This is a genomic window from Massilia sp. UBA6681 (genome assembly GCF_002454935.1).
Taxonomy (GTDB): domain Bacteria; phylum Pseudomonadota; class Gammaproteobacteria; order Burkholderiales; family Burkholderiaceae_D; genus Telluria; species Telluria varians.
Map to the genome: position 1 here is coordinate 22,392 of NZ_DKJX01000069.1, position 25,443 is coordinate 47,834.

Annotated in this window: 16 protein-coding genes; 9 read left to right on the top strand and 7 right to left on the bottom strand. The window is 66.3% G+C overall.

Going from position 1 to position 25,443, the window contains the following annotated elements; translation table 11 throughout:
* Positions 1-105 precede the first annotated feature (105 nt).
* Entirely contained in the window at positions 106-1,695 is a 1,590-nt protein-coding gene (locus B2R83_RS11040; RefSeq protein ID WP_292041095.1) for an aldehyde dehydrogenase (NADP(+)), read from the bottom strand.
* Positions 1,696-1,814: 119 nt separating this feature from the next.
* Positions 1,815-4,883, bottom strand: coding sequence for a TonB-dependent receptor (locus tag B2R83_RS11045; protein WP_292041098.1), 3,069 nt, complete (start codon positions 4,881-4,883; stop codon positions 1,815-1,817).
* Between the two features lie 613 nt (positions 4,884-5,496).
* On the opposite strand from B2R83_RS11045, the gene B2R83_RS11050 reads away from it, so the two are divergent.
* The 4 genes from B2R83_RS11050 to B2R83_RS11065 are packed head-to-tail and all read left to right on the top strand — an operon-like array spanning position 5,497 to position 12,305.
* On the top strand, positions 5,497-7,179 hold the full coding sequence (locus B2R83_RS11050) for a DUF5597 domain-containing protein (RefSeq protein WP_292041100.1): 1,683 nt from the start codon (positions 5,497-5,499) through the stop codon (positions 7,177-7,179).
* 34 nt (positions 7,180-7,213) lie between these two features.
* Positions 7,214-10,093: a TIM-barrel domain-containing protein gene (locus B2R83_RS11055; protein WP_292041102.1), complete on the top strand. Its 2,880-nt coding sequence runs from the start codon at positions 7,214-7,216 to the stop codon at positions 10,091-10,093.
* Positions 10,090-11,226 (top strand): glycosyl hydrolase, encoded by a 1,137-nt coding sequence (locus B2R83_RS11060; protein WP_292041103.1) that lies wholly within the window; start codon positions 10,090-10,092, stop codon positions 11,224-11,226. Before B2R83_RS11055 ends, B2R83_RS11060 begins: the two co-directional genes overlap by 4 nt.
* Positions 11,223-12,305, top strand: a complete 1,083-nt coding sequence (locus B2R83_RS11065) for an SGNH/GDSL hydrolase family protein (RefSeq protein ID WP_292041105.1) — start codon at positions 11,223-11,225, stop codon at positions 12,303-12,305. Before B2R83_RS11060 ends, B2R83_RS11065 begins: the two co-directional genes overlap by 4 nt.
* A 13-nt stretch (positions 12,306-12,318) precedes the next feature.
* Here B2R83_RS11065 and B2R83_RS11070 read toward each other — a convergent pair whose 3' ends face one another.
* Entirely contained in the window at positions 12,319-13,866 is a 1,548-nt protein-coding gene (locus tag B2R83_RS11070; protein ID WP_292041106.1) for a tryptophan halogenase family protein, read from the bottom strand.
* A 126-nt stretch (positions 13,867-13,992) separates the two neighbouring features.
* Positions 13,993-15,756, bottom strand: a complete 1,764-nt coding sequence (locus B2R83_RS11075) for a glycoside hydrolase family 9 protein (protein WP_292041108.1) — start codon at positions 15,754-15,756, stop codon at positions 13,993-13,995.
* Positions 15,757-15,942: 186 nt separating this feature from the next.
* On the opposite strand from B2R83_RS11075, the gene B2R83_RS11080 reads away from it, so the two are divergent.
* On the top strand, positions 15,943-18,135 hold the full coding sequence (locus B2R83_RS11080; protein WP_292041110.1) for an OsmC domain/YcaO domain-containing protein: 2,193 nt from the start codon (positions 15,943-15,945) through the stop codon (positions 18,133-18,135).
* Positions 18,136-18,230: 95 nt separating this feature from the next.
* Positions 18,231-18,431 carry a hypothetical protein gene (locus B2R83_RS11085; RefSeq protein ID WP_292041112.1) on the top strand — a complete coding sequence of 67 codons (201 nt, stop codon included), beginning with the start codon at positions 18,231-18,233 and terminating at the stop codon, positions 18,429-18,431.
* Between the two features lie 9 nt (positions 18,432-18,440).
* On the opposite strand, the gene B2R83_RS11090 is transcribed toward B2R83_RS11085, so the two are convergent.
* On the bottom strand, positions 18,441-19,040 hold the full coding sequence (locus B2R83_RS11090) for a 3-keto-disaccharide hydrolase (RefSeq protein ID WP_292041118.1): 600 nt from the start codon (positions 19,038-19,040) through the stop codon (positions 18,441-18,443).
* Between the two features lie 274 nt (positions 19,041-19,314).
* Between B2R83_RS11090 and B2R83_RS11095 the strand changes: the two genes are divergently transcribed.
* From B2R83_RS11095 to B2R83_RS11105, 3 genes are all read left to right on the top strand, one after another.
* Complete coding sequence (locus B2R83_RS11095) at positions 19,315-20,541, top strand: YeeE/YedE family protein (protein WP_292041120.1); 1,227 nt, start codon at positions 19,315-19,317, stop codon at positions 20,539-20,541.
* A gap of 99 nt (positions 20,542-20,640) precedes the next feature.
* Positions 20,641-22,257, top strand: a complete 1,617-nt coding sequence (locus tag B2R83_RS11100) for a phytoene desaturase family protein (protein WP_292041122.1) — start codon at positions 20,641-20,643, stop codon at positions 22,255-22,257.
* 174 nt (positions 22,258-22,431) lie between these two features.
* Positions 22,432-22,575 carry a hypothetical protein gene (locus B2R83_RS11105; RefSeq protein ID WP_161784002.1) on the top strand — a complete coding sequence of 48 codons (144 nt, stop codon included), beginning with the start codon at positions 22,432-22,434 and terminating at the stop codon, positions 22,573-22,575.
* Positions 22,576-22,641: 66 nt separating this feature from the next.
* Here the strand turns inward: B2R83_RS11105 and B2R83_RS11110 are convergent, their stop codons facing one another.
* Both B2R83_RS11110 and B2R83_RS11115 read right to left on the bottom strand, forming a co-directional pair.
* On the bottom strand, positions 22,642-24,003 hold the full coding sequence (locus tag B2R83_RS11110; RefSeq protein ID WP_292041125.1) for an oligogalacturonate lyase family protein: 1,362 nt from the start codon (positions 24,001-24,003) through the stop codon (positions 22,642-22,644).
* Entirely contained in the window at positions 24,000-25,415 is a 1,416-nt protein-coding gene (locus tag B2R83_RS11115) for a glycoside hydrolase family 88/105 protein (protein WP_292041128.1), read from the bottom strand. The genes B2R83_RS11110 and B2R83_RS11115 overlap by 4 nt, the downstream gene beginning before the upstream one ends.
* Positions 25,416-25,443: the final 28 nt, after the last annotated feature.

Genomic DNA, 25,443 nt, shown 5'->3' on the forward strand with positions numbered 1-25,443 from the left:
TCCTCCCGCCCACGCGGTGATAGTTGGCTTCTTAACCGGCGCACGGGCTGCAGCACCGTGATGTGACCGCGTGGGCGGAATCCGCCCACCCTACAACTGCTCCGATCAGCCCGCGGTCTTCAATACGCCGTCGACCACCCGGGCCAGGCCCAGTGGATTGTCGTCGCGCAGCGCTTCCGGCAGCAGTTCGCTTGGCACGGCCTGGTAGCACACCGGGCGCAGGAAACGGTCGATCGCGGTGGCGCCGACCGAGGTCGTGCGGCTGTCCGAAGTGGCGGGGAAGGGGCCGCCGTGCACCATCGCATGCGACACCTCGACGCCGGTCGGGAAGCCGTTGAACAGGATGCGGCCGGCCTTGCGCTCGAGCAGGGGCAGCAGGCTTGTCGCCAGCGCGCCGTCCGCCGCCGTCGCGTGTACGGTCGCGGTCAGCTGGCCTTCCACATGTGCGGCCACGGCCAGCAGCTCGGCCTCGTCGCGGCACCGCACCATCACCGCGGCCGGGCCGAAGATCTCTTCTTCCAGCGCTGGGGTGGCGAGGAAGGTGGCGGCGTCGCAGCCGTACAGGGCCGGCTGCGCTGCGCATGCCGGGCCTTCCGCGTCGGCTGCCGCGCCGCGCGCCAGCAACTGCACGCCCGGCACGGCGGAGCGGGCTTCGACCGCCTCGACATAGGCCTTGTGGATGCCGGGCGTGAGCATGGTGCCGGCGGTCTTGAGCTGCAGGGCTTCGGCAGCCGCGACGCTGAATGCGTTGAATGCCTCTCCTTCCAGCCCGACCACCAGGCCCGGATTGGTGCAGAACTGTCCGACGCCGAGCGTGAGCGAATCGACGAAGCCTTGCGCCAGCCCGGCAGCCTTGCCCTCGAGCGCGTTCGGCAGCAGGAAGAAGGGGTTGACGCTGCTCATTTCGGCATACACAGGAATCGGTTCCGGGCGTGCGGCGGCGGTGCGCATCAGGGCCAGGCCGCCCTGGCGCGAGCCGGTGAAACCCACGGCCTTGATCGCGGGATGCGCCACCAGCGCGGTGCCGATGCTCCTGCCTTCGCCGATCAGCATCGAGAACACGCCTTCCGGCATGTCGCAGTCGATGGCGGCCTGCTGCACCGCGCGGGCTACCAGCTCCGACGTGCCGAGGTGGGCGTTGTGGGCCTTGACCACTACCGGGCAGCCTGCCGCAAGGCTTGATGCGGTATCGCCGCCGGCCACCGAGAACGCGAGCGGGAAGTTACTGGCGCCGAAGACCGCGACCGGGCCCAGCGGGATCTTGCGCATGCGCAGGTCCGGGCGCGGCGGCGTGCGCTCGGGCAGAGCCGAATCGAGGGTCGCCGCCAGGAAGTGCCCGTCGCGGACCACCTTGGCAAACAGGCGCAGCTGGTTGACGGTGCGCATGCGCTCGCCCTCCAGGCGTGCCTGCGGCAGGCCCGATTCGAGGCCGGCGCGCTCGATCAGGGCCGGGCCCAGGTCGAGGATGCGCGCGGCGATGGTCTCCAGGAATGCGGCGCGCCGCTCCAGGGGCAGGGCGCGGTAGCTGTCGAAGGCCTGCTCGGCCAGCGTGCAGGCGGTCTCCAGCTCTGCGCTAGAAGCCAGGCCGAAGCCCGGTTCGAGGGTGGCGTGGCGCGCCGGGTCGACGGCGTGAACGACGCCCGCGGCGCCGCGCACGCTGCGCCTGCCGATGATCATGTCGCCTTGGATCTGCATGGAATGCTCCTTGTCTGATAAATGGATGACGAGAGAAAAAAAAGCCGCGGTCCGCATGGCGGAACCGCGACTTCAGGAGAGACGAACTTGCTTGCCGTACTAAGACGCAGAAGCGCGGCTTAGAACGAGTACTGCGCCCGGATGGTGTAGCGCGGACCGCTCATGAACAGCTGGCGGGTGAACATGCCGGCGTGCTGCTGCATGACCTGGCGCGTCTTGGCGTTGTTCAGGTTCTGGGCTTCCAGGCCGATACGAAACTTGTCCGTGAAGTCGTAGAAGATCGAACCGTCCAGCTGGCCGTAGTCGTCCTGCCACAGCGGCAGGCCGTAGGCCTGGTCGTTGTTTGGCGTCGGGATCAGGAAGCGTGAGCCGGCGTCCGGATTCGTGTTCAGGCCGTTGTTGCCGCGGCTGCCCCAGGTGTTGACGGCAACCAGGTAGCGCGAGCGCCAGTTGTACGCCAGGCGCGCCGACAGGCCGTTCTTTTCGTACATGACCGCGAAGTTGACCGTGTGACGCGACAGGCCTTGCAGCGGCGTGTTGCCGAACGGACGTCCGTCGGTGTCGCAGCCGTTGATCGACAGGTTCATGTTCGACTGGTCGCTGCCCGCGCAGAATGCGGCCGGCACCGGCTTGTCCAGCTTGCGCTCGCTCGACACATAGGTCCAGCTGGCCTGGGTGCCGATACCGCGCAGCCAGTCAGGCACGAAGTCGTAGTACTGCTGGTGGGCGATCTCGAAGCCGCGGGCAAAGCCGTGGGCGCCGTTGATCGGATGGGTGACCGCGAAGGTCCGGTCCTGGCCGTTGACATCCTTCACCGTGTAACCGTAGGTGGTGTTCACGACGATGTTCTTGATGTCCTTGTCGAAGGCCGAGAAGGTCAGCGATCCGCCCGGCGCGAAATACCATTCGGCGGTCAGGTCGATGTTGGTCGCGGTGGTCGGCCTCAGGAGCGGGTTGCCGTCGCTGGTGCCGGTCAGGTTGTTGCCGCTGAAGACGACGCGCTGGTCCGCGAGCGTGACCGGATCCTTGATCGTCAGCTGGTTCGCCGGCGAGCTCAGGGTGGTCAGGGACTGCAGCTGGTTGAAGTCCGGACGCGACATCGCCTTGGCCCAGGCGAAACGGAACTGCAGCTGGTCGCTGACCTTCATGCGCAGGTTCAGGCTCGGCAGCCAGTTGTGGTAGCCGGTATCGGTGCTGCGCGGGGTTTCGAACTTGGCGATGTTGACCAGGGTGTTCACGCCTTCCACCGGCACGTCGCCCGGAATGCTGACATTGGTCGGGTCGTACGCGATGTAGCCGTGCGTGGTGTTCGTCGTCTTCACGTAGCGGATGCCGACGTTGCCGTCGATCGGGTACTTGAGGTCGTCGAAGCCGAAGCGCAGCTGGGTGTAGGCGGCGCGGGTCTTCTCGGTCTGCGTGTTGCGTGCCGACGGCGTGTCGAAGGTCGATGGTTTCCACGTGTCGCAGGTGCCCCAGCCCTGGGCGGCCGCCTGCTCCTGGCACAGGATGGTGTGGTAGCCGTGCAGCTTGGTCCAGCCGTTCGGGAAGTCGCGTGCCAGCGCATCGGTCGGATACAGCATCGCCGGAATCGATACCTTGCCGCCGAAGAAATTATCGATCTGCGCCAGCTCGGTGCCGCCCGCGAAGCGCGGGTCGCTCAGGCGTGCGACGCCCGGAATCTGCCAGCCTTCCATCCACGGGAAGGTAATCGACGACCAGTTGTAGAACTTCTGCGCCTTGTTGTTCTCGCCTTCGCGGTCAGCCATGCGCACGCCGAAGCGGATGTCGCGCAGCACCGGATCGTCGAAGGAGAACTTGATGTCGCTGCGCCAGGTCTTCTGCTCGGCCTTGGCGCGGTCGAGCGCTTCCTGGGTATAGGCCCAGTAGTAGTTCTTCGGGTCGGCCATGAACTGCGCCGAGCCGAGGCCGATCTTCGGAATGCTGCCCCTGAGGTCCATCGACTGGTTCGGCAGGATGAAGCCGGTCGAGACGTCGGCGTCGAAGCCCTCGGTGGTGGAACGGACGTGCTGGATGTCATTGGTCCAGGTCAGGTCCGGCGTCACGCGCCATTGCACGTTCAGCGCGAGGTCGCGCGTGCCGGAGGTGCGCTGGTTGATGCGGCGCGAGCTGTTGAACGGCGAGCCGCCGTAGCTCGGGTTCGCGATCGTGCCGCTCTGGAAGGCGCCCTTGTTGTCATAGACGGTGTCGGCGCCGGCGACCTGCTGGTACCACTTGTCTTCCGACGAGGCGACTACGCGCTCGCTCAGGTCTTCCTGGTAGTCGGTCTTGAAGTAGGTCAGGCCAGCCGTCACGTCGCGGTTCGGCCGCCACTGGAACGCGGCATAGTCGCCGCGGCGGACGCGCTCGAAGTCCTGCGAACGCAGGCCGCCGCCGAGCGGCAGCCATTTGGTCGCGTCGCGGTTGTACTGGGCCGGGTTGCGGGAATTCACGTGCGGGAAGTACGGATCGATGCCGATGGCGTCGGTACGGGTCGGGTTCTTCGCGTAGGCGAAGTTGACCAGGGCGCCGAATTCGCCGAGCGCGGTGTTCCAGCGGTTCGACAGCAGCACGGTGCCGGTCGGACCCTTGGCCTTGTTCAGCTCGGAATAAGTTTGCGACGCGCCCAGCGAGCCCTTCAGGCCCTTGAAGTCGAACGGCATGGCCGTGCGCAGGTTGACCAGACCGGCGAGGGCGCCTTCGACCTGTTCCGCGGATGGGTTCTTGTAGACGTCGACGCCGGCCATCAGCTCCGGCGGCACGTCGGCGAAGCCGAGCGAGCGGCCGCCGCCGGCCGAGAACGCGTCGCGGCCGTTGACTTCCGAGCGCACGTAGGTCAGGCCGCGCACCGAGATGCCGGAACCTTCGACGGCCTGGCGATTCGGGTCGCCCGGCATGTTGCGGTCCATGGTGACGCCCGCGATACGCTGCAGCACCTCGGTGACCGAACGGTCCGGGAGCTTGCCGATGTCTTCGGCGACGATCGAGTCGACCACTTCGTCGGCATTCTGCTTGAGCTTCTGGGCCGATTGCAGCGCTGCGCGCTGGCCGGACACCTTGACCACCGCCGTCGCAGGGACGACCGGCTCCTCCGCGCTGCTATTGGTGGTCTGGGCCCATGCTACGCCGCTATAGACGACGGCGATCTGCGCGACCGCTGCAGCGATCGCTGTTTTCTGGAACTTCCTCACGATGTCTCCTGATGTAGGTAATTTTTTTATTTGCCAGGCCGCCATGCGCCGCGACTGCATCGACGCCCTGCTAACACTGGATGTTGTACGCTACCATAATTTTAGCGCCGAAACCTGAACAGCGTGTAAGTTTTGTTAATGCACAACACTCAATGCGGCGAAGTGGCCACGTGGCGACATGCGAAACGCGCTGGCTAAGGAATTACCGGAGGGTGCGATCCGCCGCCAGGCGCTTCTATCACTGCAATCGATGTCACGCCATCTCTACAGTACGCAATAGATTGCGCAAGGTCAAGAAATCGATTTCATGACTTGAGGATTTTTCTTGCGTTTGCTACGCGAATCGTCCCGCAAGCTGCATCGGTCTAGTGCGGTGAGGTCGAATCCAGCTTGACTGAAGCACTCTCTAGCCGGAATAAGCATGCTGCTCCTCACTGCTAATCCGGTCGCTGGATAAGTTTTTCCAGGGCAAACAGCGGCAAGCATATCGGTACTGATATGTTAGCGTGAACATTTTGCTTGCAATGCTGTGTACGGCTGACTTACGATGCTGGCACGAATTGTCGACCGAATACCGATTGAGAGGCCCTGCAAGGGTCCGACAGGAGACAGCATGAACCGATTCAGGACGCTGGCTGCAACGCTGGCACTGGTGCAGCTTGTACAGGTGGCGCCGGCCGCAGCAGCCGATTCCGAGCTGCCGCGCTTGGTGGAACGCGGGGGGCGCCACGCGCTGCTGGTGGACGGCGCACCATTCCTGATCCTGGGCGGCCAGGCCCACAACTCCAGCAATTACCCGGCAGCCCTGCCCAAGGTCTGGGCCGCGCTCGAGGATGCACAGGCGAATACGCTGGCAATTCCGGTCGCCTGGGAACAGGTAGAGCCCGAAGAAGGGCGCTTCGACTTCAGTTACGTGGATACCCTGGTGGCCCAGGCCAGGGCGCATGGCAAGCGCCTGGTCCTGCTGTGGTTCGGCACCTGGAAGAACACCGGCCCGGCCTATACGCCGGAGTGGGTGAAGTTCGACAACGCGCGCTTCCCGCGCATGCGCGACCAGGAAGGCAAGGCCAGCTACTGCCTGTCGCCCTTCGGCGAAGCCACGCTCGCCGCCGACAGGAAGGCGTTCGTGGCCCTGATGCGCCACCTGCGCAACATCGACGCCGGCAAGCGCACCGTGATCATGGTGCAGGTCGAGAACGAGGTCGGCACCTACGGCCTGGCGCGCGACCATGGGGCCCGCGCCGAAGCCGCGTTCCGCCAGGCGGTACCGGGCGCGGTGCTGGCCCGCCAACCGGCACCTGCGGGACGACCGGCGCAGGGCAGCTGGAGCGAGGTGTACGGCGACTACGCCGAGCAGTACTTCCATACCTGGGCGATCGCCAGCTACATCGAGGAGATCGCGAAAGCCGGGCGCGCCGTCTACGACCTGCCGATGTTCGTCAACAATGCGCTGCGCGAACCGGGCCAGCCGGGCCAGCCGGGCCAGCTTGACCAGCTGCCCCCACCCTGGAAAGGCGACTTCGCCAGCGGCGGCCCGACCTGGGACGTGCTCGGCATCTACAAGGCTGCCGCGCCCCACATCGATTTCGCCGCGCCCGACATCTACATGCCGGAGTCCGGCAAGGTGGGCGCCGTGCTGGAAAGCTTCCAGCGTCCGGACAATGCCTTGCTGGTGGCGGAGATGGGCAATGCCGCCACTTATGCGCGCTACGTCTGGCAGATCGTCGGCAAGGGCGCCCTCGGCGTCGTGCCCTTCGGGATCGACTACGCCAGCTACAGCAACTATCCGCTCGGCTCGAAGCACACGGACCGCCGCATGGTCGAGCCCTTCGCCCAGGTATATGCCGCCTTTGCGCCGATGTCGCGCCAGTGGGCGCGCTGGGCCTTCGAGGGCCGCACCCACGGGGTGGCGGAGGGCGACGACCGCGCGCCGCAAACCCTCGCCCTGGACGGGTGGAAGGCCACGGTGTCCTTCCGTGAATTCCAGTTCGGCGAGCGCCAATACCTGCGCGACAAGAACGAATACGCCGAGGGCACGGAGCTGCCCGGCGGAGGCGTGGCGATCGCGCAGATCGGCCCCGCCGAGTTCGTGCTGGTCGGCCAGCGCGCACGCGTGAAACTGTCTTCCGCAGGAGACAAGCCGGCGATGTACGCACGGGTGGAGGAGGGCCGCTTCGACGCCGCCGGGAAGTGGATCATGGAACGCAACTGGAACGGCGACCAGACCGATTACGGACTGAACCTGCCGGCCCTGCCTACCGTGCTGAAGGTCAGGATGGGCACCTACCAGCCTTGACCGATAAAAAACGATAACCAGGAGACCCGCAATAATGCAAATCACCCGAATGGCGAGCGCCGTCCTGCTGCTGTGCGCAGCCACCCCGGCCCTCGCCGGCAGTTACCAGAAGACCGCCACCGGCATCGAGGTCAAGCCCGACCGCGGCGCCGCCAAGCTGGTGCGCCTGAACCTGATGAGCGACAACATCATCCAGGTCCTGAAGTTCGATGCGCCCGGCAAGGCGCTCACGCCTTCCCTGATGACGGTCGCCACGCCCTGCACCTGTACGTTCACCGTGAATGCTACCCGGGTCGGCAAGGACGAGGCGGTGCTGCTCAAGGCGGGCAGAATCTCGGCCACGGTGACGCTGAAGGACGGGCGCGTGTCCTTCTTCGACGCGGCCGGCAAGCCGATCCTGCAGCAGGACGCCGAGAGCATGAAGCCGGTTACGGTGGGCGGCAAGCCGTTCTTCGCGATCAAGCAGGGCTTCAACCACGGCACCCGCGACGCCTATTACGGCCTGGGCCAGCACCAGAACTCGCAGATGAACTACAACGGCGAAGACGTGCTGCTGGCCCAGCACAACATGATCGCCTCGGTGCCTTTCGTGGTCTCGGACAAGAACTACGGACTGCTGTGGGATAACAACAGCATCTCGCGCTTCGGCGACGCCACGCCTTATGCCTGGATGTCGCGCGACCTGGTCCTGCGCGACGCCGACGGCAAGCCCGGCGGGCTGACCGCCCGCTACTACGTCGACGGCAAGCTGGCGCTCACCCGCAAGGAAAAGGACATCGCCTACCAGTACCTGAAGGACGTGGCGGAGAACTGGCCCAAGGAGCTGCCGCCGCTCAAGGATCTGAAGGACGCGCGCGTGGTCTGGGAAGGCAGCCTGGCAAGCGACAAGCCCGGCGTGCACAAGATGCAGCTGTACTCGTCCGACTACGCGCGGCTGTCCATCGACGGCAAGGAAGTGATGGACGTCTGGCGCATGGGCTGGAACCCGTGGTACCACAACTTCGAAGTCAAGTTCGAGAAGAACAAACCGGTCAAGCTTCTCCTCGACTGGAAGGTGTCGAGCGGGATGATCGCCATCACCCACAACAATCCGCTGCCGCAGCCGGAGCGCCATTCGCTCACGATGTCCTCGGAAATCGCCGAGGCGATCAACTACTACGTCATCAGCGCGGACAGCATGGACCGGGTGATCGCCGGTTACCGCCACCTGACCGGGCAGCAGCCGATGATGCCGAAATGGGCCTACGGCTACTGGCAGTCGCGCCAGCGCTACGAGACCCAGCAGCAGCTGCTCGACACCGTGGCGGAATACCGCAAGCGCGGCTGGCCGCTGGATAACATCGTGCAGGACTGGTTCTACTGGCCGGAAGACGGCTGGGGCTCGCACGACTGGGACAAGAAACGCTTCCCGGACCCGAAGGGCATGGTCGATGCGGTGCACAAGCAGAACGCGCGCATCATGCTCTCCATCTGGGGCAAGTTCTACGCCAATACCGACAACTACAAGGAACTGGCGGCCAAGGGTCATATGTGGACCAAGAACGTCGAGAACGGCGACCTCGACTGGGTCGGCCCGGGCTACAAGAACAGCCACTATCACCCGTACACGAAGGAAGCGCGCGACATCTACTACCGCCAGATGAAGCACAAGCTGGTCGACCTGGGCTTCGACGCCTGGTGGATGGACAATACCGAGCCCGACATCCTGTCGAACGCGCGCCTGGAAGACTTCAAGCAGCTGATCGGCCCGACCGTCTACGGCGCCGGCGAGATCACCTTCAACCCCTACAGCCTGGTGCACTCGGAGGGCTTCGCCGAGAACCTGCGCCGCGACCAGCCGGACAAGCGCCAGTTCATCCTGTCGCGTTCGGGCTTTGCCGGAATCCAGCGCAATTCGGTGGCGGTGTGGAGCGGCGACATCGTCGGCCGCTGGAACAACCTGGCCGACCAGATCGCCTCGGGCGTGAACTTCTCGATGTCGGGCATCCCCAACTGGACCCACGACATCGGCGGCTATGCGCAGGAGACACGCTTCCAGGTCGGCGATGTCGGTTCGGCCCAGGAAAACCGCGCGACCGGCACCAAACAGGCCGATCCGGAAGACATGAAGGAATGGCGCGAGCTGAACCTGCGCTGGTTCCAGTTCGGCGCCTTCTCGCCGCTGTTCCGCTCGCACGGCGAGGTGGTCAAGCGCGAGATCTACAACATCGCGGCCGGCGACGACAGCATGCGCGACGCCATGGTCGGCTACCTGAAGCTGCGCTACCGCCTGATGCCCTATATTTATACGATGGCGGCCGACACTCACTATCACTCGGGCACGATGATGCGCGGCCTGGTGATGGACTTCCCGCATGACGACCGGGTGAAGAACATCAAGGACCAGTACATGTTCGGCCCCAGCCTGATGGTGGCGCCGGTCACCAGCTACGGCGCGCGCTCGCGCCAGGTCTACCTGCCGCAGGGCAGCGACTGGGTCGACTTCGATACCGGAGAACGTCACAAGGGCGGCAATACCGTCACCGTGCAGGCGCCGCGCGAGCGTATCCCGCTGTTCCTGCGCGCCGGCGCCGTGATCGCAACCGGGCCGGTCACCCAGTACGTCGACGAGAAGCCGGATGCGCCGCTGGTGCTGCAGGTAGTTGCCGGCGCCAACGGCCAGGCCAGCCTGTACGAGGACGACGGCGTCACCAACGCCTACGCGCGCGGCGAGTACAGCCGCATCCCGTTCAGCTACGATGACCGCAATGGCGTGGTCACCATCGGCGCGCGCGTGGGCCAGTACAAGGGCATGCCCGTGAAACGCGAGATCCGCGTGCGCGTGCTGCGTCCGGGCACCGCGGCTGCGAGCAACCTGGATGCCTACGACCAGTCGGTCAGCTACGATGGCCGCCCGGTGACCATCAAGCTGTGACGGCGCGCAGGAAGCTGCTCAAGGGGCTGGCCGCGCTGTGCGCATCGGCGGCCAGCCCCTTGACGCTCGCGGCGAGCAGGGCGCCGGCGCTGGCGGACCCGCAGGCCGGCGCCCATGCGCAGGCGGTGTACGCCTGGCTGCACGGCATCTGGGGCCGCGAAGTCATCGCCGGCCAGCAGGACCTGACATGGGACGACGGCGTCGACATGGCGCAGCGGGTATTCGACGACACCGGCAAGTATCCAGCCTTGATGGGTTACGACTTCATGAACACCGGGATGCGAGGTCCGACGACCTCCGGCCTGCGCCAGGTGGAGGAAGCGATCGCCTTCGCCCGGCGCGGCGGCCTGGTGAGTTTCTGCTGGCACTGGCGCGACCCGGCGCTGCTCGGGACCGAAGGCCGCAACCGGGCCAATTTCTACGTCCGCGAGCCGGATCCGGCCAGGAATACCGGTTTCACGATTCCGATGGCAGGTGGCAGGCTGGATACGGCCAGCCCGGCCTGGCGCCAGATCGACGAGGGCATCGACCTGGTCGCGGCGGAGCTGAAAAAGCTGGCCGACGCCGGCGTGACCGTGTTATGGCGTCCGCTGCATGAAGCCTCCGGCCACCAGGGCGACGGCTGGTTCTGGTGGGGCCGCGCGCGCAGCGACGGCGAGTCGCCCGCCCGGGCCTGCATCCTGCTGTGGCGTCACATGTTTGACCGTTTGGTAAAAAAACACGGGCTGCACAACCTGATCTGGGTGTGGAACGGGCAGGACGAAGCCTGGTACCCGGGCGACGACGTGGTCGACATCGTCGGCTGGGACATCTACGACGACAGCGACGGCAAGCGCTACGGGGCCCAGACCGGCACTTACCGCCGCGCGCTGGCGATCGGCCGCGGCGCCAGGCCGGTGGCCCTCACCGAAACGAGTTACATCCCCGATCCGGACAGGATGCTGGCGGAAGGGGCGCCCTGGCTCTGGTTCACGGTCTGGAACGACGCCAGGGCCGGCGCCGGGGTGCGCGACAAGAGCAACTTCTGGTCTGGCGACTATTACAATACGGCCGAGCACAAGAACAAGGTTTACCACCATCCGAAGGTCATCACGCTGGACAAGCTGCCGGCATTCCTGAAAGCGCCACAATGAAACGTCTTACTCTTCTACTCGCCCTCGCGGCCATGCTGCACGCCGGCCTGGCGACGGCGGCCACGCCCGTCTCGCCGAGCGACGCGAAACTGCAGTACACCGGCCGCATCGACTTCTCGGATCCGGCCGCGCCAGTAATCTCCTGGCCGAACAGCGCGATCGCCGGGCGCTTCACCGGCACCTCGTTCGCCATCAAGCTCGACGACCAGCGCGGCCGGAACTACTTCAACGTGTTCCTGGACGGCGACCTGTCGGCGCCCCTGGTCATCGAAGCGAAGCAGGGCGAGGCGACCTACGTCGTGGCGCAGAAGCTGGCCCCGGGAAGCCACAGCTTCCTGGTCACCAAGCGCACCGAGGGCGAGGAGGGCGCGACCGTGTTCCGCGGCCTGGAGTTGGATGACGGCGCCGGTCTGCTGCCGCCACCGCCGCGGCCCAAGCGCCGGATCGAATTCTTCGGCGACTCGATCACCAGCGGCATGGGCAACGAGGGCGCGCTCAACGGCCGCGACGACGCCGGCAAGGACAAGAACAGCTTCCTGTCCTATGCGGCGATCGCCGCCAGGCAGCTCAAGGCCGAAATGCACATGACCTCGCAGAGCGGCATCGGCGTGATGATCAGCTGGTTCCCGTTCACCATGCCGGACTTCTACGACCAGCTGAGCGCCGTCGGCGACAACGACAGCCGCTGGGATTTCTCGCGCTGGACGCCGGACGTGGTGGTGGTCAACCTGCTGCAGAACGACAGCTGGCTGATCGGCCGCGACCACAAGCTGCAGCCGGAGCCGAACGATGCCCAGCGCGTCGAGGCCTACAAGCAGTTCGTGCAGCGCATTCGCCGCCTCTATCCGCAGGCCTACATCGTCTGTGCGCTGGGCAGCATGGACGCGACCCGGCCCGGTTCACCCTGGCCGGGCTATGTCACGGCCGCCGTGGAGAGGATGCGCAAGGAGAACGGCGACAAGCGCATCGACACCCTGTTCTTCGAGCATACGGGTTATGGCCAGCATCCGCGGGTGCACCACCACCAGGCCAATGCAGCCAAGCTGACTGCATTGGTCCGGGCGCGGATGGGCTGGTAAGGGCAGGGGCCGCTCAGGCGGCGCGCGGGCTGGCTGCCCTCAGCTGGCTCGCGCGAAGTTGCTCAGCGATATAGGCGTCATGCGTCGGCATCCGGTCCACGGCCTGCACGATCATGTCGCGCACGCCGGCGAAATGCCCGTGCACCTCGCGGATGTCCACCGCATCGACGAAAGGATCGTAACGCTTCGGCACCGCGCCCAGTCCCATCAGCATGGCCACGAAGGACGGCTCGGCGAAGCCGTGCGGGTCCAGGATCGTGACGCGCCCGGTTTCGCGGAACAGCTCGATCTGGTGGCGAATCGTATCGGGAATCGGCATGTTGGCGCAGTAGCGCCAGAATTCCGAGTCGTCGCGCTCCGTCAGTTTGTAGTGCAGGACGATGAAGTCGCGCACCGATTCGTAGCGCACGCCCATGTAGCGGTTGAACTCGTCGGCCAGTTCGGGACGGCAGTCACGGTCCGGGAACAGCTCGACCAGCTTGCCGACCGCTGTCTCGATCAGGCTGATGCTGGTCGATTCCAGGGGCTCGACGAAGCCGGCCGACAAGCCCACCGCGACGCAGTTCTTGACCCATGACTTGCGCCTGCGGCCGGTGACGAAGCGGAGCTGGCGCGGCTCGTCGAGCGCGGCGCCGTCGAGGGAGTCGAGCAGTACTTCGCGTGCCCGCGCGTCGCTGGTGAAGGCGTTGCTGTAGACGTGGCCGTTGCCGGTGCGGTGCTGCAGCGGGATACGCCAGATCCAGCCCGCTTCCTTGGCCGTGGAGCGGGTATAGGGCGTGAGCGTGGGCGCGCTGGCGCAGGGCACGGCGAGCGCGCTGTTGCAGGGCAGCTGATCGCTCCAGTCATCGTAGCCGGCCTTCAATGCCCCTTCGATCAGCAAGCCCCGGAATCCCGAGCAGTCGACGAACAGGTCGCCCTCGATCCGGCGGCCGTCGCGCAGCTTGACCGCCGTGATGAAGCCGCTCTCCGGATGCTGTTCGACCTCCACCACCGTCCCCTCGATGCGCTGCGCACCGTGCGCCACCGCGTAGTCGCGCAGGTAGTTCGCGTACAGGCCGGCGTCGAAATGGTAGCCATAGGAATACGCGTCGGTGATCGAGGGCGTGCCCTCGTGCGGCGGCACGAACTTGTTCTTGCGCGCCATGATCGAGGACACCGACCAGTTCTCCAGCGCCGGCATGTTGTCGAACTGCGTGGACATGCGCAGCCAGAACAAGTGCGACGGGTGGCGGTCGAGCGAGGGGCCGAAGTCGCCGAAGCCGTGGAAGAAGCGGTTGCCGAGGTGGCCCCAGTCCGTGAACTCGATGCCGAGCTTGTAGCTGGCCTTGGTGCGCCGTACGAAGTCGTCGGCGTCGAGGCCCAGCGCGGCATTGTAGTAGCGGATGGTCGGCAAGGTCGCTTCGCCGACCCCGATGGTGCCGATGTCGGGCGACTCCACCAGGATCACCTCGCAGGGGGCGTCGGGGCGGCGCGCCAGGCGCTGCGCCAGCGGGGCTGCCGCCATCCAGCCAGCGGTTCCCCCGCCCACGATCACGATCCGGCGGATCGGCTTGTCATTCATTCTGTCTCCTGTCTTTTTCTGTCGTAGGTATGCGTAGGGCGTGCATACGACAGGCAGTGTAGAGCAGGTTCCGATTGCCAGGCAACAGAAATGTTTGCGCCTAACAATCGGTGTTGCTGCGCCGTTTCAGCGCTGCAGCGACTCCATCGCCGCCGCCACGTAGACCAGCGGCGCGTTCCAGTTGATCGCGATCTCGTTGCTGGCGTAGCTGCACACGTGGTCGATATAGGACAAGGCCGGCAGCTTCGACGGATAAGGGACCGGGCAGTCCTTGGCGTCCTGCTGGCCCGGGTTGGGGCCGCCCACCAGCATGCCCGGCACCGGCGCCTTGACGCCGTCCGCCTCGGAGGGGCGGTGGTGCGGGTGCATCGGCGAACGGGCGCCGAAGCCGGTGACGAAGGACATGCCGGGACCGTTACGGCCGAGCACGTAGTCGAGCGCCGACTGCGCCGCATTCAGGTAGTCCGGCCGCGGCTCGACGCGGTAGGCCGCCACCAGCATCATGGCCTGGTTCAGGATGGTCGAGCTGCTGCCCCAGACGAAATCCTTGGCGCCCATGGTGATGCGGTAGGGCGAAGCGCGCCAGCGCTCGACCAGCCGGTCGCCGACCTCCAGCAGCTGCTTGCGCACGGGGGCGGCGTCCGCGCCCGCCGGCAGGCGCCCGGCGTGCTGGGCGAGCGAGATCCAGCCCAGCATGCCGACGTCGGCCCACCCCGGCTCGGTGCCCTTGGCGGCATCCCCTGCATGGGCAAAGGCGCGGCTGCGGTAGTCGCTCTTGCCGGTAGTGATCAGGAGCTCGGCGGCGGCCCAGGCGAATTCGTCCTCGGCGCTCTTGTCGCCGTAGGCGCCGGTCTGGATGTCGGCCGGCTGCTCGTACAAGACCTTCGGGTTGGCCTCGGCCCAGCGCCAGGCGTGTTCGGCCGCGGCCAGGTAGCGCGCCGAGCGCCCCGGCTGCTGGCTGTCGAAGGGTTTCAGCACGCGGCTGGCGGCTGCCATCACGGCCGCGAAGTCGAGCGTGGCCGTGGTGGTCTTCTGCACCACGTAGCGCGGCGCAGTCGCTTTCTCGGGCATGACCATGCCGTCGAAGACCTTGTTGGTCAGCTTGTGGTAGACCCCGCCGTCGTTCGGGTCCTGCATGGTGAGCATCCAGTCGAGGTTCCACAGGGTCTCGTTGAGGATGTCGGGCAGGCCGTTGCCGGATTCCGGCAGGTTCAGGGGCAGCTTGGCGAACCACTCGGGAAAGTGCTCGTAGGCCGCCAGCAGGGTGTAGGTGCTGATGCCCGAATTGACGATGTATTTGTTATAGTCGCCGGCGTCGTACCAGCCTTTCGGACTCGAGATCACGGTGCCGGCGGGACGCGCTTTCGATGCGGCCGAGGCATGCACCAGCACCCGCGTGTCCGGGTGCGCCAGCGGGCGCGCGTAAGGGCCGGCGATGGCCGGGGGCAGGGCGATGCCGGTGCGGTTCAGGGTAAAGTTGCGGATCGCCGCGATGTCGAGCTCACGGTAGACGCCGGGCTGGATGGCAAAGGGCGTCGAATCCGGCAGGCCGGCCACGCGCAGGCGGTAGCTGCCGGGCGTGCGCAGGGCCGTGAAGTCGGCCAGGCGCACCCGCTCGCCGGACGCATCCCAGGCGGCGGCGCTGGCCAGGCTGCCTTCGAAGACCTGCTTGCCGCTGGCGGCTTCCACCACGGCGAAGCGCGCCTGCGCGTCGGCCGGCACCACGACCAGCTTTTGCGCGGCCGGCAGGTAGCCTACCTGGTTCAGCTTGACGCTTGCCGGGCCGGCGGCATGGGCGCCGCCGGCAAGCAGCAGCGCGGCGCAGGCAGCGGCCAGGCGCAGCAGGGGCAGGGATAGGGGAGTGCCGGACTGTGGCGCGGGGTGGTGCATGCTGTCTCCTGATATTGTTGTGAAATCGATTTCATAATACCGTCGTGTATCACGCAACGTCAACGTCGATTGCGCGCACTTCGAACGTCGCGGATAATGTCGGTAAAGGCCCTGTTCTTACAGGGCCTTGTTATTTGGATGGTCGGCGTTGGCCATGTTTTTTCAAGCAGGTGTGAAGGATTTATTATGGAAATCAAGGTCAACTTTCTCGACAAGCTTCGCCTGGAAGCGAAATTCGACGACTTTACGGTCATTGCCGACCAACCCATCCGCTACAAGGGCGATGGCTCCGCGCCCGGGCCTTTCGACTATTTCCTGGCCTCGTCGGCCTTGTGCGCGGCCTATTTCGTCAAACTCTACTGCAATACCCGGAATATCCCGACCGAGAATATCCGCCTGTCGCAGAATAATATTGTCGATCCCGAAAACCGCTACAAGCAGATCTTCAAGATCCAGGTCGAGCTGCCGGCCGATATCTCCGACAAGGACCGCCAGGGCATCCTGCGCTCGATCGAGCGCTGTACCGTGAAGAAGGTGGTCCAGCAGGGACCGGAATTCGTGATCGAAGAGGTGGAGAACCTCGACGCCGACGCCCAGGCGCTGCTGACCTTGCAACCGGATGCCGCTGCGCAGACCTATATCCCCGGCAAGGACCTGCCGCTGGAGCAGACGATCGCCAACATGTCGGGCATGCTGGCCAGCTGGGGCATCAAGATCGAGATCGCCTCGTGGCGCAATATCGTGCCGAATGTCTGGTCGCTGCATATCCGCGACGCGCATTCGCCGATGTGCTTCACCAACGGCAAGGGTGCGACCAAGGAAAGCGCGCTGGCCTCGGCCCTGGGCGAATACATCGAACGCCTGAACAACAACCACTTCTACGCCGGCGTGTTCTGGGGCGAGGATATCGCCAACGCGCCTTTCGTCCATTACCCGAACGAGCGCTGGTTCAAGCCCGGCCCGGACGATGCGGTGCCGGGCGAGATCCTCGACGAGTATTGCATGGGCATCTACGATCCGGACGGCGAACTGCGCGGTTCGCACCTGATCGATACCAACTCCGGCAACGTGGAGCGCGGCATCGTGTCGCTGCCCTTCGTCCGGCATTCGGATGGCGAAACCGTGTATTTCCCGTCCAACCTGGTCGAGAACCTCTACGCCAGCAACGGCATGAGCGCCGGCAATACGCTGGTCGAAGCCCAGGTGCAGTGCCTGTCCGAGATCTTCGAGCGCGCCGTCAAGCGCGAAATCCTGGAAGGCGAGATCGCGCTGCCGGACGTGCCCCAGGAAGTGCTGGCCAAATACCCGGGCATCCTGGCCGGCATCCAGGGCCTGGAAGAGCAGGGCTTCCCGGTGCTGGTCAAGGATGCCTCGCTGGGCGGCACCTACCCGGTGATGTGCGTCACCCTGATGAACCCGCGCACCGGCGGCGTGTTCGCCTCCTTCGGCGCGCACCCGAGCTTCGAGGTGGCGCTGGAGCGCAGCCTGACCGAGCTGCTGCAGGGCCGCAGCTTCGAGGGTCTGAACGACCTGCCGCAGCCGACCTTCGCCAGCGAGGCCGTCACCGAGCCCTATAACTTCGTCGAGCACTTCATCGATTCGAGCGGCGTGGTGTCGTGGCGCTTCTTCAGCGCCAGGTCGGACTACGACTTCGTCGAGTGGGACTTTTCGGGCCAGGGCCAGGATTCCAATGCCGAGGAAGCCGCGACCCTGCTCGGCATCCTGACGGACATGGGCAAGGAGGTCTACACGGCGGTGTATGACCAGCTGGGCAGCAATGCCTGCCGCATCCTGGTGCCCGGCTACTCGGAGATCTATCCGGTGGAAGACCTGGTCTGGGACAACACCAACAAGAGCCTGCTGTTCCGGGAAGACATCCTGAACCTGCACCGCCTCGACGACGACGCGCTGGCGGCCCTGCTCGAGCGCCTGGAGAACAACGAGCTGGACGAGTATTCGGACATCGCCAGCCTGATCGGCATCGAGTTCGACGAGAACACGGAATGGGGTCAGCTGACGGTGCTCGAGCTGCGCCTCTTGATCAACCTGGCCCTGCAGCGCTTCGAGGATGCGCAGGAACTGGTCGGCGCCTTCCTGCAGTACAACGACAACACCGTCGAGCGCCGCCTGTTCTACCAGGCGATGAACGTGGTGCTGGAGGTGGTGCTCGACGAGGAGCTGGAGCTGGAGGACTACGTCGCCAATTTCCGCCGCATGTACGGCAATGCGCGAATGGACGCGGTGCTGGGCTCGGTGGACGGCAGCGTGCGCTTCTCCGGCTTGAGCCCGACCAGCATGAAGCTGGAAGGCCTCGAGCGGCATCAGCGCCTGATCGACAGCTATCGCAAGTTGCACAAGGCGCGCGCCGCCGCTGCTTAGGCTCCCGCGCACACGCATTGTGCGCTGCATTTGCAGGCGGGCTGGTCGAAGAGTATGCTGGACTTACAACAGACATGCATACAACGGAGACAATCATGAAACTTCGACTGGCAACCCCTGCCTTTGCGAGCCGCTTCCATGGTCCCTTGCGTTTCGGCCGCGCCTGGCGCGGTCACGAACTCGGTTTGCGCCTGGTTCAGTTGGCCGTGCTGATCGCGGTCGCAGTGGTAGGGGCGAGACTGATCGCCGGCGGCGTGGCGCTGCTGACCCGCACGATCGCCGGGTTGATCGCCTGAGTTAGCCTCTCACAGCGGCCGCACCCAGATATTCCGGAAGCTGACCGCGTCGCCGTGATCCTGCAGCAGGATCGGTGCGGGTCCGTGCTTGCGGTAGGTCGGCTTGCCGACGTACACGGTTTCGCCCTGCAGGGCAACGTGGTTCTGCACCAGCACGCCATTGTGCAGGGCGGTCACGTAGGCGGGCGACAGCAACTTGCCATCGGCGCCAAAGCGCGGCGCGGTCCAGATCACGTCATAGCGTTGCCACTCTCCCGGCGCGGCGCAGGCGTTCACGAGCGGGATGTGCTGCTTGTACATGCTTGCCGCCTGGCCGTTGGCATAGGTCTTGTTGTCGGCGCAGTCGAGGATCTGGATCTCGTAGCCGCTGCCCTTGCCCGTTGAAGCGAGGAACAGGCCGCTGTTGCCGCGGGCCTGCCCAGTGCCGCTGAGCGTGGTGGGCACGCGCCATTCGAGGTGGATCTGGTAGTCGGTGAACAGGCGCCTGGTCTGGATGTCGCCGCTGCCGCCGTGGACGGTGAAGCTGCCGCCGGCGACGGTCCAGCCGGCAGGCTGGTCGGGCGCCGCCGCCGACACCCATTCGCGCAGGTCTTTTCCGTCGAACAGCACAATCGCGTCCGACGGCGCCGACGCCGGGGAGCCGGGGGCGACGCGCGCAGGCTCCGGCGCCCACACCTCGGTCGCCTTGGGATCCGGCTGCTGCCGCTCGGCGGCAAACGATGGAAAAAGCAGAAATAGTCCGGCTACCGCTACGCTCAATTGTGCAATCATCGCTCGTCCCCGTGCATGAAGAGGGGAGCAGCATAGCATGCAGTGCAATCCCTGCAGGAAGCGCGAAAACGCGCGACAATGGCAGGTTTCCCGACTCAATCATCGATTCGCCATGTCCGGTCCAGCATCCCTGTCCTCCCTGTCTCCCCGTCCGCGCGCGGACATCAACCTGAAGCCCTTCGCCGTCTCGCTCCTGTTGATCGCAGCGGGTTGCTGGTACCTGGCGCAGGCCGCCGGCTGGCGCCAGTCCGCGCTGTATGCCGTCGGCGCGCTGCTCGGCGTCACGCTGTACCACGCGGCATTCGGCTTCACCTCGGCATGGCGGGTGTTCATCGCCGACGGGCGCGGCGCCGGCCTGCGCGCGCAGATGCTCATGCTCGCGCTCGGCGTGCTGCTGTTCTTCCCGGTGCTCTCCAGCGGCACCCTGTTCGGCGCCCCGGTCACCGGCCTGGTGTCGCCCGCCGGCACCTCGGTCATTGTCGGCGCTTTCATCTTCGGCATCGGCATGCAGCTCGGCGGCGGCTGTGCCTCCGGCACCCTGTACACGGTCGGCGGCGGCAGCACGCGCATGCTGGTGACGCTGGCTGCCTTCATCGCCGGCTCGGTGATCGCCACCGCGCACATGCCGTTATGGACCGCACAGCCGCAGCTTGCGCCGCTCTCGCTGGTGAACGCGCTGGGCCTGGTTCCCGCGCTGCTGCTGAACCTGGCCGTGTTCGCGCTGATCGCCGCCATCACGGTGGCGGTCGAGAAGCGCCGCCACGGACGGCTGGTCACGCCGCAGCCGCAGAAAGCAAACGGCCCGCGCTGGCTGCACGGCCCCTGGCCCCTGGTGGCCGGCGCCATCGCGCTGGTGGTCCTGAATTTCGCGACCCTGGCCCTGGCCGGACGCCCCTGGGGCGTGACCTCGGCCTTCGCCCTGTGGGGCGCGAAGACCCTGGCGGCGGTCGGCGTCGACGTTGCCAGCTGGCCCTACTGGTCGACCAAGGCCAACGCCGCCGCATTGGCAGCGCCGCTCTGGCGCGACGTCACGTCCGTGATGGACATCGGGATCGTGCTGGGCGCGATGCTGGCCGCGGCGCTCGCCGGCCGCTATGCCCCGGTATGGCGCCTGCCCCTGCGCTCGCTGGTCGCGGCGGTGGTCGGCGGCCTGCTGCTCGGCTATGGCGCTCGCCTGGCCTACGGCTGCAATATCGGCGCCTATTTCAGCGGCATCCTGTCCGGCAGCGTGCATGGCTGGCTCTGGCTCGTCGCCGCCTTCGCCGGCAACGTGTTCGGGACGCGCCTGCGTCCGCTGTTCGGCCTCGAAGTCGAGCGCGTGAAACCGAGCGCCTGCTGAGGGAAGATCCTTCGATACGCGCCAAACCCCCGCTTCTTTACGAGGTGCATCCGTCCGGCCCTTGGGACATAATGCACTTGAAAACGGGGGAGACGGCAGATGCGCGACGCGATCATCATCGGGGGCGGCCATAACGGCCTGGTATGCGCCTTTTACCTGGCCCGTGCCGGCCTGAAGGTCACGGTACTGGAGCGGCGCACGGTGGTCGGCGGCGCCGCGGTCACGGAAGAATTCCACCCCGGTTTCCGGAACTCGGTCGCCGCCTACACGGTGTCGCTGCTCAACCCCAAGGTGATCGAGGACATGGACCTGGCCGGACACGGCCTGCGCATCGTCGAGCGGCCGCTGTCGAACTTCCTCCCGCTCGACGACACCCGCTACCTGAAGCTCGGCGCCGGCAGGACCGCGTTCGAAGTCGCCAAGTTCTCGCAGCGCGACGCGGACCGCCTCGAGGATTACAGCCGGCACCTGGACAGCGCGGCCGACCTGCTGCGCGAACTGGTGCTGCAGACCCCGCCGAACCGGGTGCAGGGCAGCTGGCTCACGGCCTTGCCCGAGCTGATCAAGGCCGGCAAGCTGGGCAACCGGATGCGCGGGCTGTCCCTGGCCACCCAGCGCGAACTGCTCGACCTGTTCACCAAGTCGGCCGGCGACTACCTGGACGGCTGGTTCGAGAGCGCGCCGATCAAGGCGGCCTATGGCTTCGACAGCGTGGTGGGCAACTACGCCAGTCCCTACACGCCCGGTTCCGCCTACGTGCTGCTGCACCACGTGTTCGGCGAGGTCAACGGCAAGAAGGGCGCCTGGGGCCATGCGATCGGCGGCATGGGCGCCATCACGCAGGCGATGGCCAGGGCCGCGCAGGCGCAAGGCGTGGAGATCCGCACCGGGTGCGCGGTGGAAGAGGTGTTGCTGGACAAGGGACGCGCCTGCGGCGTCGTCACCGCGGGCGGCGAGCGTGTCGATGCCCGGGTGGTCGTGTCGAACCTGAATCCGCGCCTGCTGTACACCCGGCTGGTCGACCCGGGCGCGCTGCCGGGCGACTTCCTGCGGCGCATGCAGGCCTGGCGCTGCGGTTCGGGCACCTTCCGCATGAACCTGGCGCTGTCGGAGCTGCCGAGCTTCAGCTGCCTGCCGGGCACGCAAGCCGCCGAGCACCACGGCAGCGGCATCATCATCGCGCCGAGCCTGCAGTACATGGAGCGCGCCTACCATGACGCCCGCGCCCACGGCTGGTCGCGCGAACCCATCGTCGAGCTCCTGATTCCGTCCACGCTGGACCCGGGCCTGGCGCCGCCAGGCCAGCACGTGGCCAGCCTGTTCTGCCAGCACGTGGCGCCGCAGCTGCCGGACGGCGCCAGCTGGGACGCGCATCGCGAGGAGGTGGCCGACCTGATGATCGCTACCGTCGACCGCTATGCGCCCAACTTCAAGCGCTCGGTGCTGGGCCGCCAGATATTGACCCCGCTGGACCTGGAACGGACCTTCGGCCTGGTGGGCGGCGACATCTTCCACGGCGCGCTGGGACTCGACCAGCTGTTCGCGGCGCGACCGATGCTGGGACATGCCGATTACCGCGGTCCCGTGGCCGGCTTGTACACCTGCGGCTCGGGGACCCATCCAGGCGGTGGCGTCACCGGCGCGCCGGGGCACAATGCGGCGCGCGAGGTGCTGCGCGATTTCGGGCGGGGGCAACGGGGGCGCTCTGCGGCATAGCGCTTGCCCTTAATATAAGTTGAACGTATATCCCGCATTCAAGGAATCAGGCCTTTGGGTGCGAGATATTGGTTATCATTATGGGGCGGATCAGAAATCTAAATTGGATTTATATCTGGCGCTGCTCTATGCTGTCATCATCGCTTAACGCACCACCAAACGAAGGAAAACAGCATGAACGCCATCGCCATCAACGCCGCCCGTCCTGACGCATCCGACACCTTCCGCCACCTGGTCCGCCGCATCAAGGCCGTGCTGCGCCGTGCCTTCGAGCTGTCGGGCGCGCCGTACAGCGAGATCGGCTACCGCTACCTGTAAAAAAAGTGCGCCCCGCAGGGCGCACCAAAGGAGACTGCGCTCCTCGCGCAGTGATGAAACCTCCGATCAGGGCAGCGACGCGTCTACCGCGTACACGTGCTGGGCCCCGTGCATGTTCGATGCGAACACCAGCCACTTGCCGTCCGGCGTGAAGCGCAGGTTGGGCTCGAGCCGGTAGTCGTGGGCGGACAGGTCGACCAGCCGCGTCGACTTGAACTTTTCGACTGTGATCAGCTTGTCGTCATAGGACGGCAGGTCGGCGTCGACGATGTCTTCCGCCTGCAGCAGCTGGATCCACTTGCCGTCGGGGGCGTGCGCCACCATGTCGGCGTCGCCGCCGTCGCTGGCGAAGGTCTTGTTGTCCGGGGCGATGTTGAAGTGCACGCCCCATTCGTTCGCCTCCAGCCGCTTCCAGATGCGCCGGCCGGTCGCCAGCTCCAGGCCGGCGACCCAGAACACCTGGCCGCGCGGGGTCTGCAGGTCGTACCACAGCCACTTGCCGTCATGGCTGAAGAATTCGTGGCCCCATATCTCGAAGTTCATGGTGCGCGTGTGGACGCTGCGCAGCCCGCTGCCGTCCGCATGGATCAGCTTGATGCGGTCGACGCGGTGCCACGGCCCCTCCATGCAGAAGCGGATCAGCTTCGGGTCGGTCGGCGAAAACTGGGCGTGGCCGATCCATTCCTCGGTCTGGTACAGCACCTTGCGCTCGCCGCTCTCCAGGTCGATGGTGAACAGCTCCGCCGGCACCCGCGCCGACCAGCGCTCGAGCATGCGCACGCCCTTGGCCTTGGCAAAATTCAGCGGCTTGCCGTCCGGGCCGAGCGCCGCGTATTCGGTATTGCCGAACTTGGCGATGCTGGCCGCATCCTTGGGCTGCAGCGGCTTGGCGCCGTAGGCGACCTGGCCCAGCAACAGCGTGTCGTCGGCATTCGAGGCGGTCACGCCGCCGGCCGCGATGCGGGCCAGCCTGCGCACCTTCTTCGTGTCGACGTGGACGGCATAGATGGTCTTTGGACGGTCGACCGCTTCGCCCGCACCCGGATCCGTCACCGAATAGACCGCTTCGCGCGTGGTGCGCAGCATGAACAGCAGGTCGTTCTCGCGGCCCGGCGCCAGCAGCGTGGTGTTCCAGTCTTTCAGGCGCACTCCCATGATCCCGGAGGGTGATTTGATCACCATGACGTCGCCTTCGGGCGTGTAGGCATGGCGGTAGAAATACAGCACGCCCGAGCCGGCTTCTTGCGAGATGCGCACGACGCGGCGGCCGGTCTTCGGGTCGGTGAATTCCTTCGGGATGGGTCCGCTGAAGGGCTTCGATGCGGCGGGCGCCGCGGCCGGCGCCTGGGCGGAAGCGATCCCCAGCGGCAGCAGGGCGGAGGCGCCCCACAGGCTTTTCAGTACGGTACGGCGACGGGTGGGGCTCATTTGCTGCTCCTGACGGGTGTCTTGAGGGTGGCCGGGTCGTAGGCGAGCGCGCGGGTGGCGCGCATTTCCTGTTCGCGCCGGGCCTTCTCGGCCTCGCCGACGATGGTTTTCGGCGGCGGCGGCGTCGGCGTGGTGGCGGCGATGCTTGCCTCGTCGTCGCGCGCCGGCGCCGGCTCGGGCAGCGCCTGCACCGGGCCGTGCAGGTCCATCATTTCCAGGCCGGCCAGCAGGAAGGCGCCGGTGGCGTAGGGGCCGACGTCGTCCGCGCGGGTCGGCACCGGCCGGTCGCCGGTCTTCTGGGCGGCGCCGACCAGGCCGTTCGGCAGGACCTGGCGGTTGAGCGCCGCCCAGCCGCGCGTGACCGCGGGCAGGTAGGTCTGGCGGTCCAGCAGGCCGTGGTTGATGCCCCAGGCCAGTGCGTAGACGAAGAAGCCGGAGCCCGAGGTTTCCGCTTCCGGGAAGCTGTCCGGGTCGTTCATGTCGCTGCGCCACAGGCCGTCCGGCTGCTGCAGTTCATGGATGCGGCTGGCCATCTTGCGGAAGATGTCGGTATAGAAGCTGCGTCCCTCGAAGCCGGCCGGCATCGATTCCAGCGTGCGCGCCAGGCCGCCCATCACCCAGCCGTTGCCGCGCGCCCAGTAGACCGGCTTGCCGCCGGCGCCCAGGTGGTTACGGTCCTTGAAGCGCTCGTCGCGCAGGAACAGGCGGTCCCGTTCCACCCACAGGCGGGCCGCGGTGCGGCGCCATTCCTTGTCCATCGCCTGCAGGTACTTCAAGTCGCCGGTCAGGCTGGCCTGGCGCGCCAGCACCGGCGGCGCCATGAACAGCGCGTCGCACCACCACCAGACCAGGGCCGGGGTTTCCTGCTGGCGGTTTAGGTGCAGCAGCATGAAGTCGAGGCGCTGCTGCAGCGGCATGATGGTGCCGACCTGGCCGCGGCGCGCATACAGTTCCTGGTACAGGTCGCCGATGGCGACTTCGTCGGCATTGAGCAGGGTCCGTTCGGAACGGGCGCCGCGCAGCGAGTAGTTATAGTGCTCGGCGGTGGCGGTGAGGAAGCGCAGCACCTCGCGGTTCTGCGTCACCCGGGCCAGGCGCGCCGCGCCGACGTAGAAGGTGGCGGCGACCCAGTTCGAGGAGATCTCCGACAAGTTGGAGCCGGTCGCCATCTGGATCGGACGGCGGCTCATGTCGGCGATCTGCGACATGGCCACGTAGTCGAGCACCGGCAGCACCGCGGCGCGGCTGGGCAGCCGGCCGGGATCGAAATCCATGGCGGGACGGGGCGGCGGCGTGAGCCAGCTGGCTTCGATGCCGGCCACCTGGGACGGCTCGGCGGCAAGCGCGGGCAGGGCCAGCAGGCAGGACAGCACGCCCAGCATGGCGGCCTTGCGTAGGACGGGATAGGTCATCGATCGGTATCCTGGTAGGTGGTCGCTC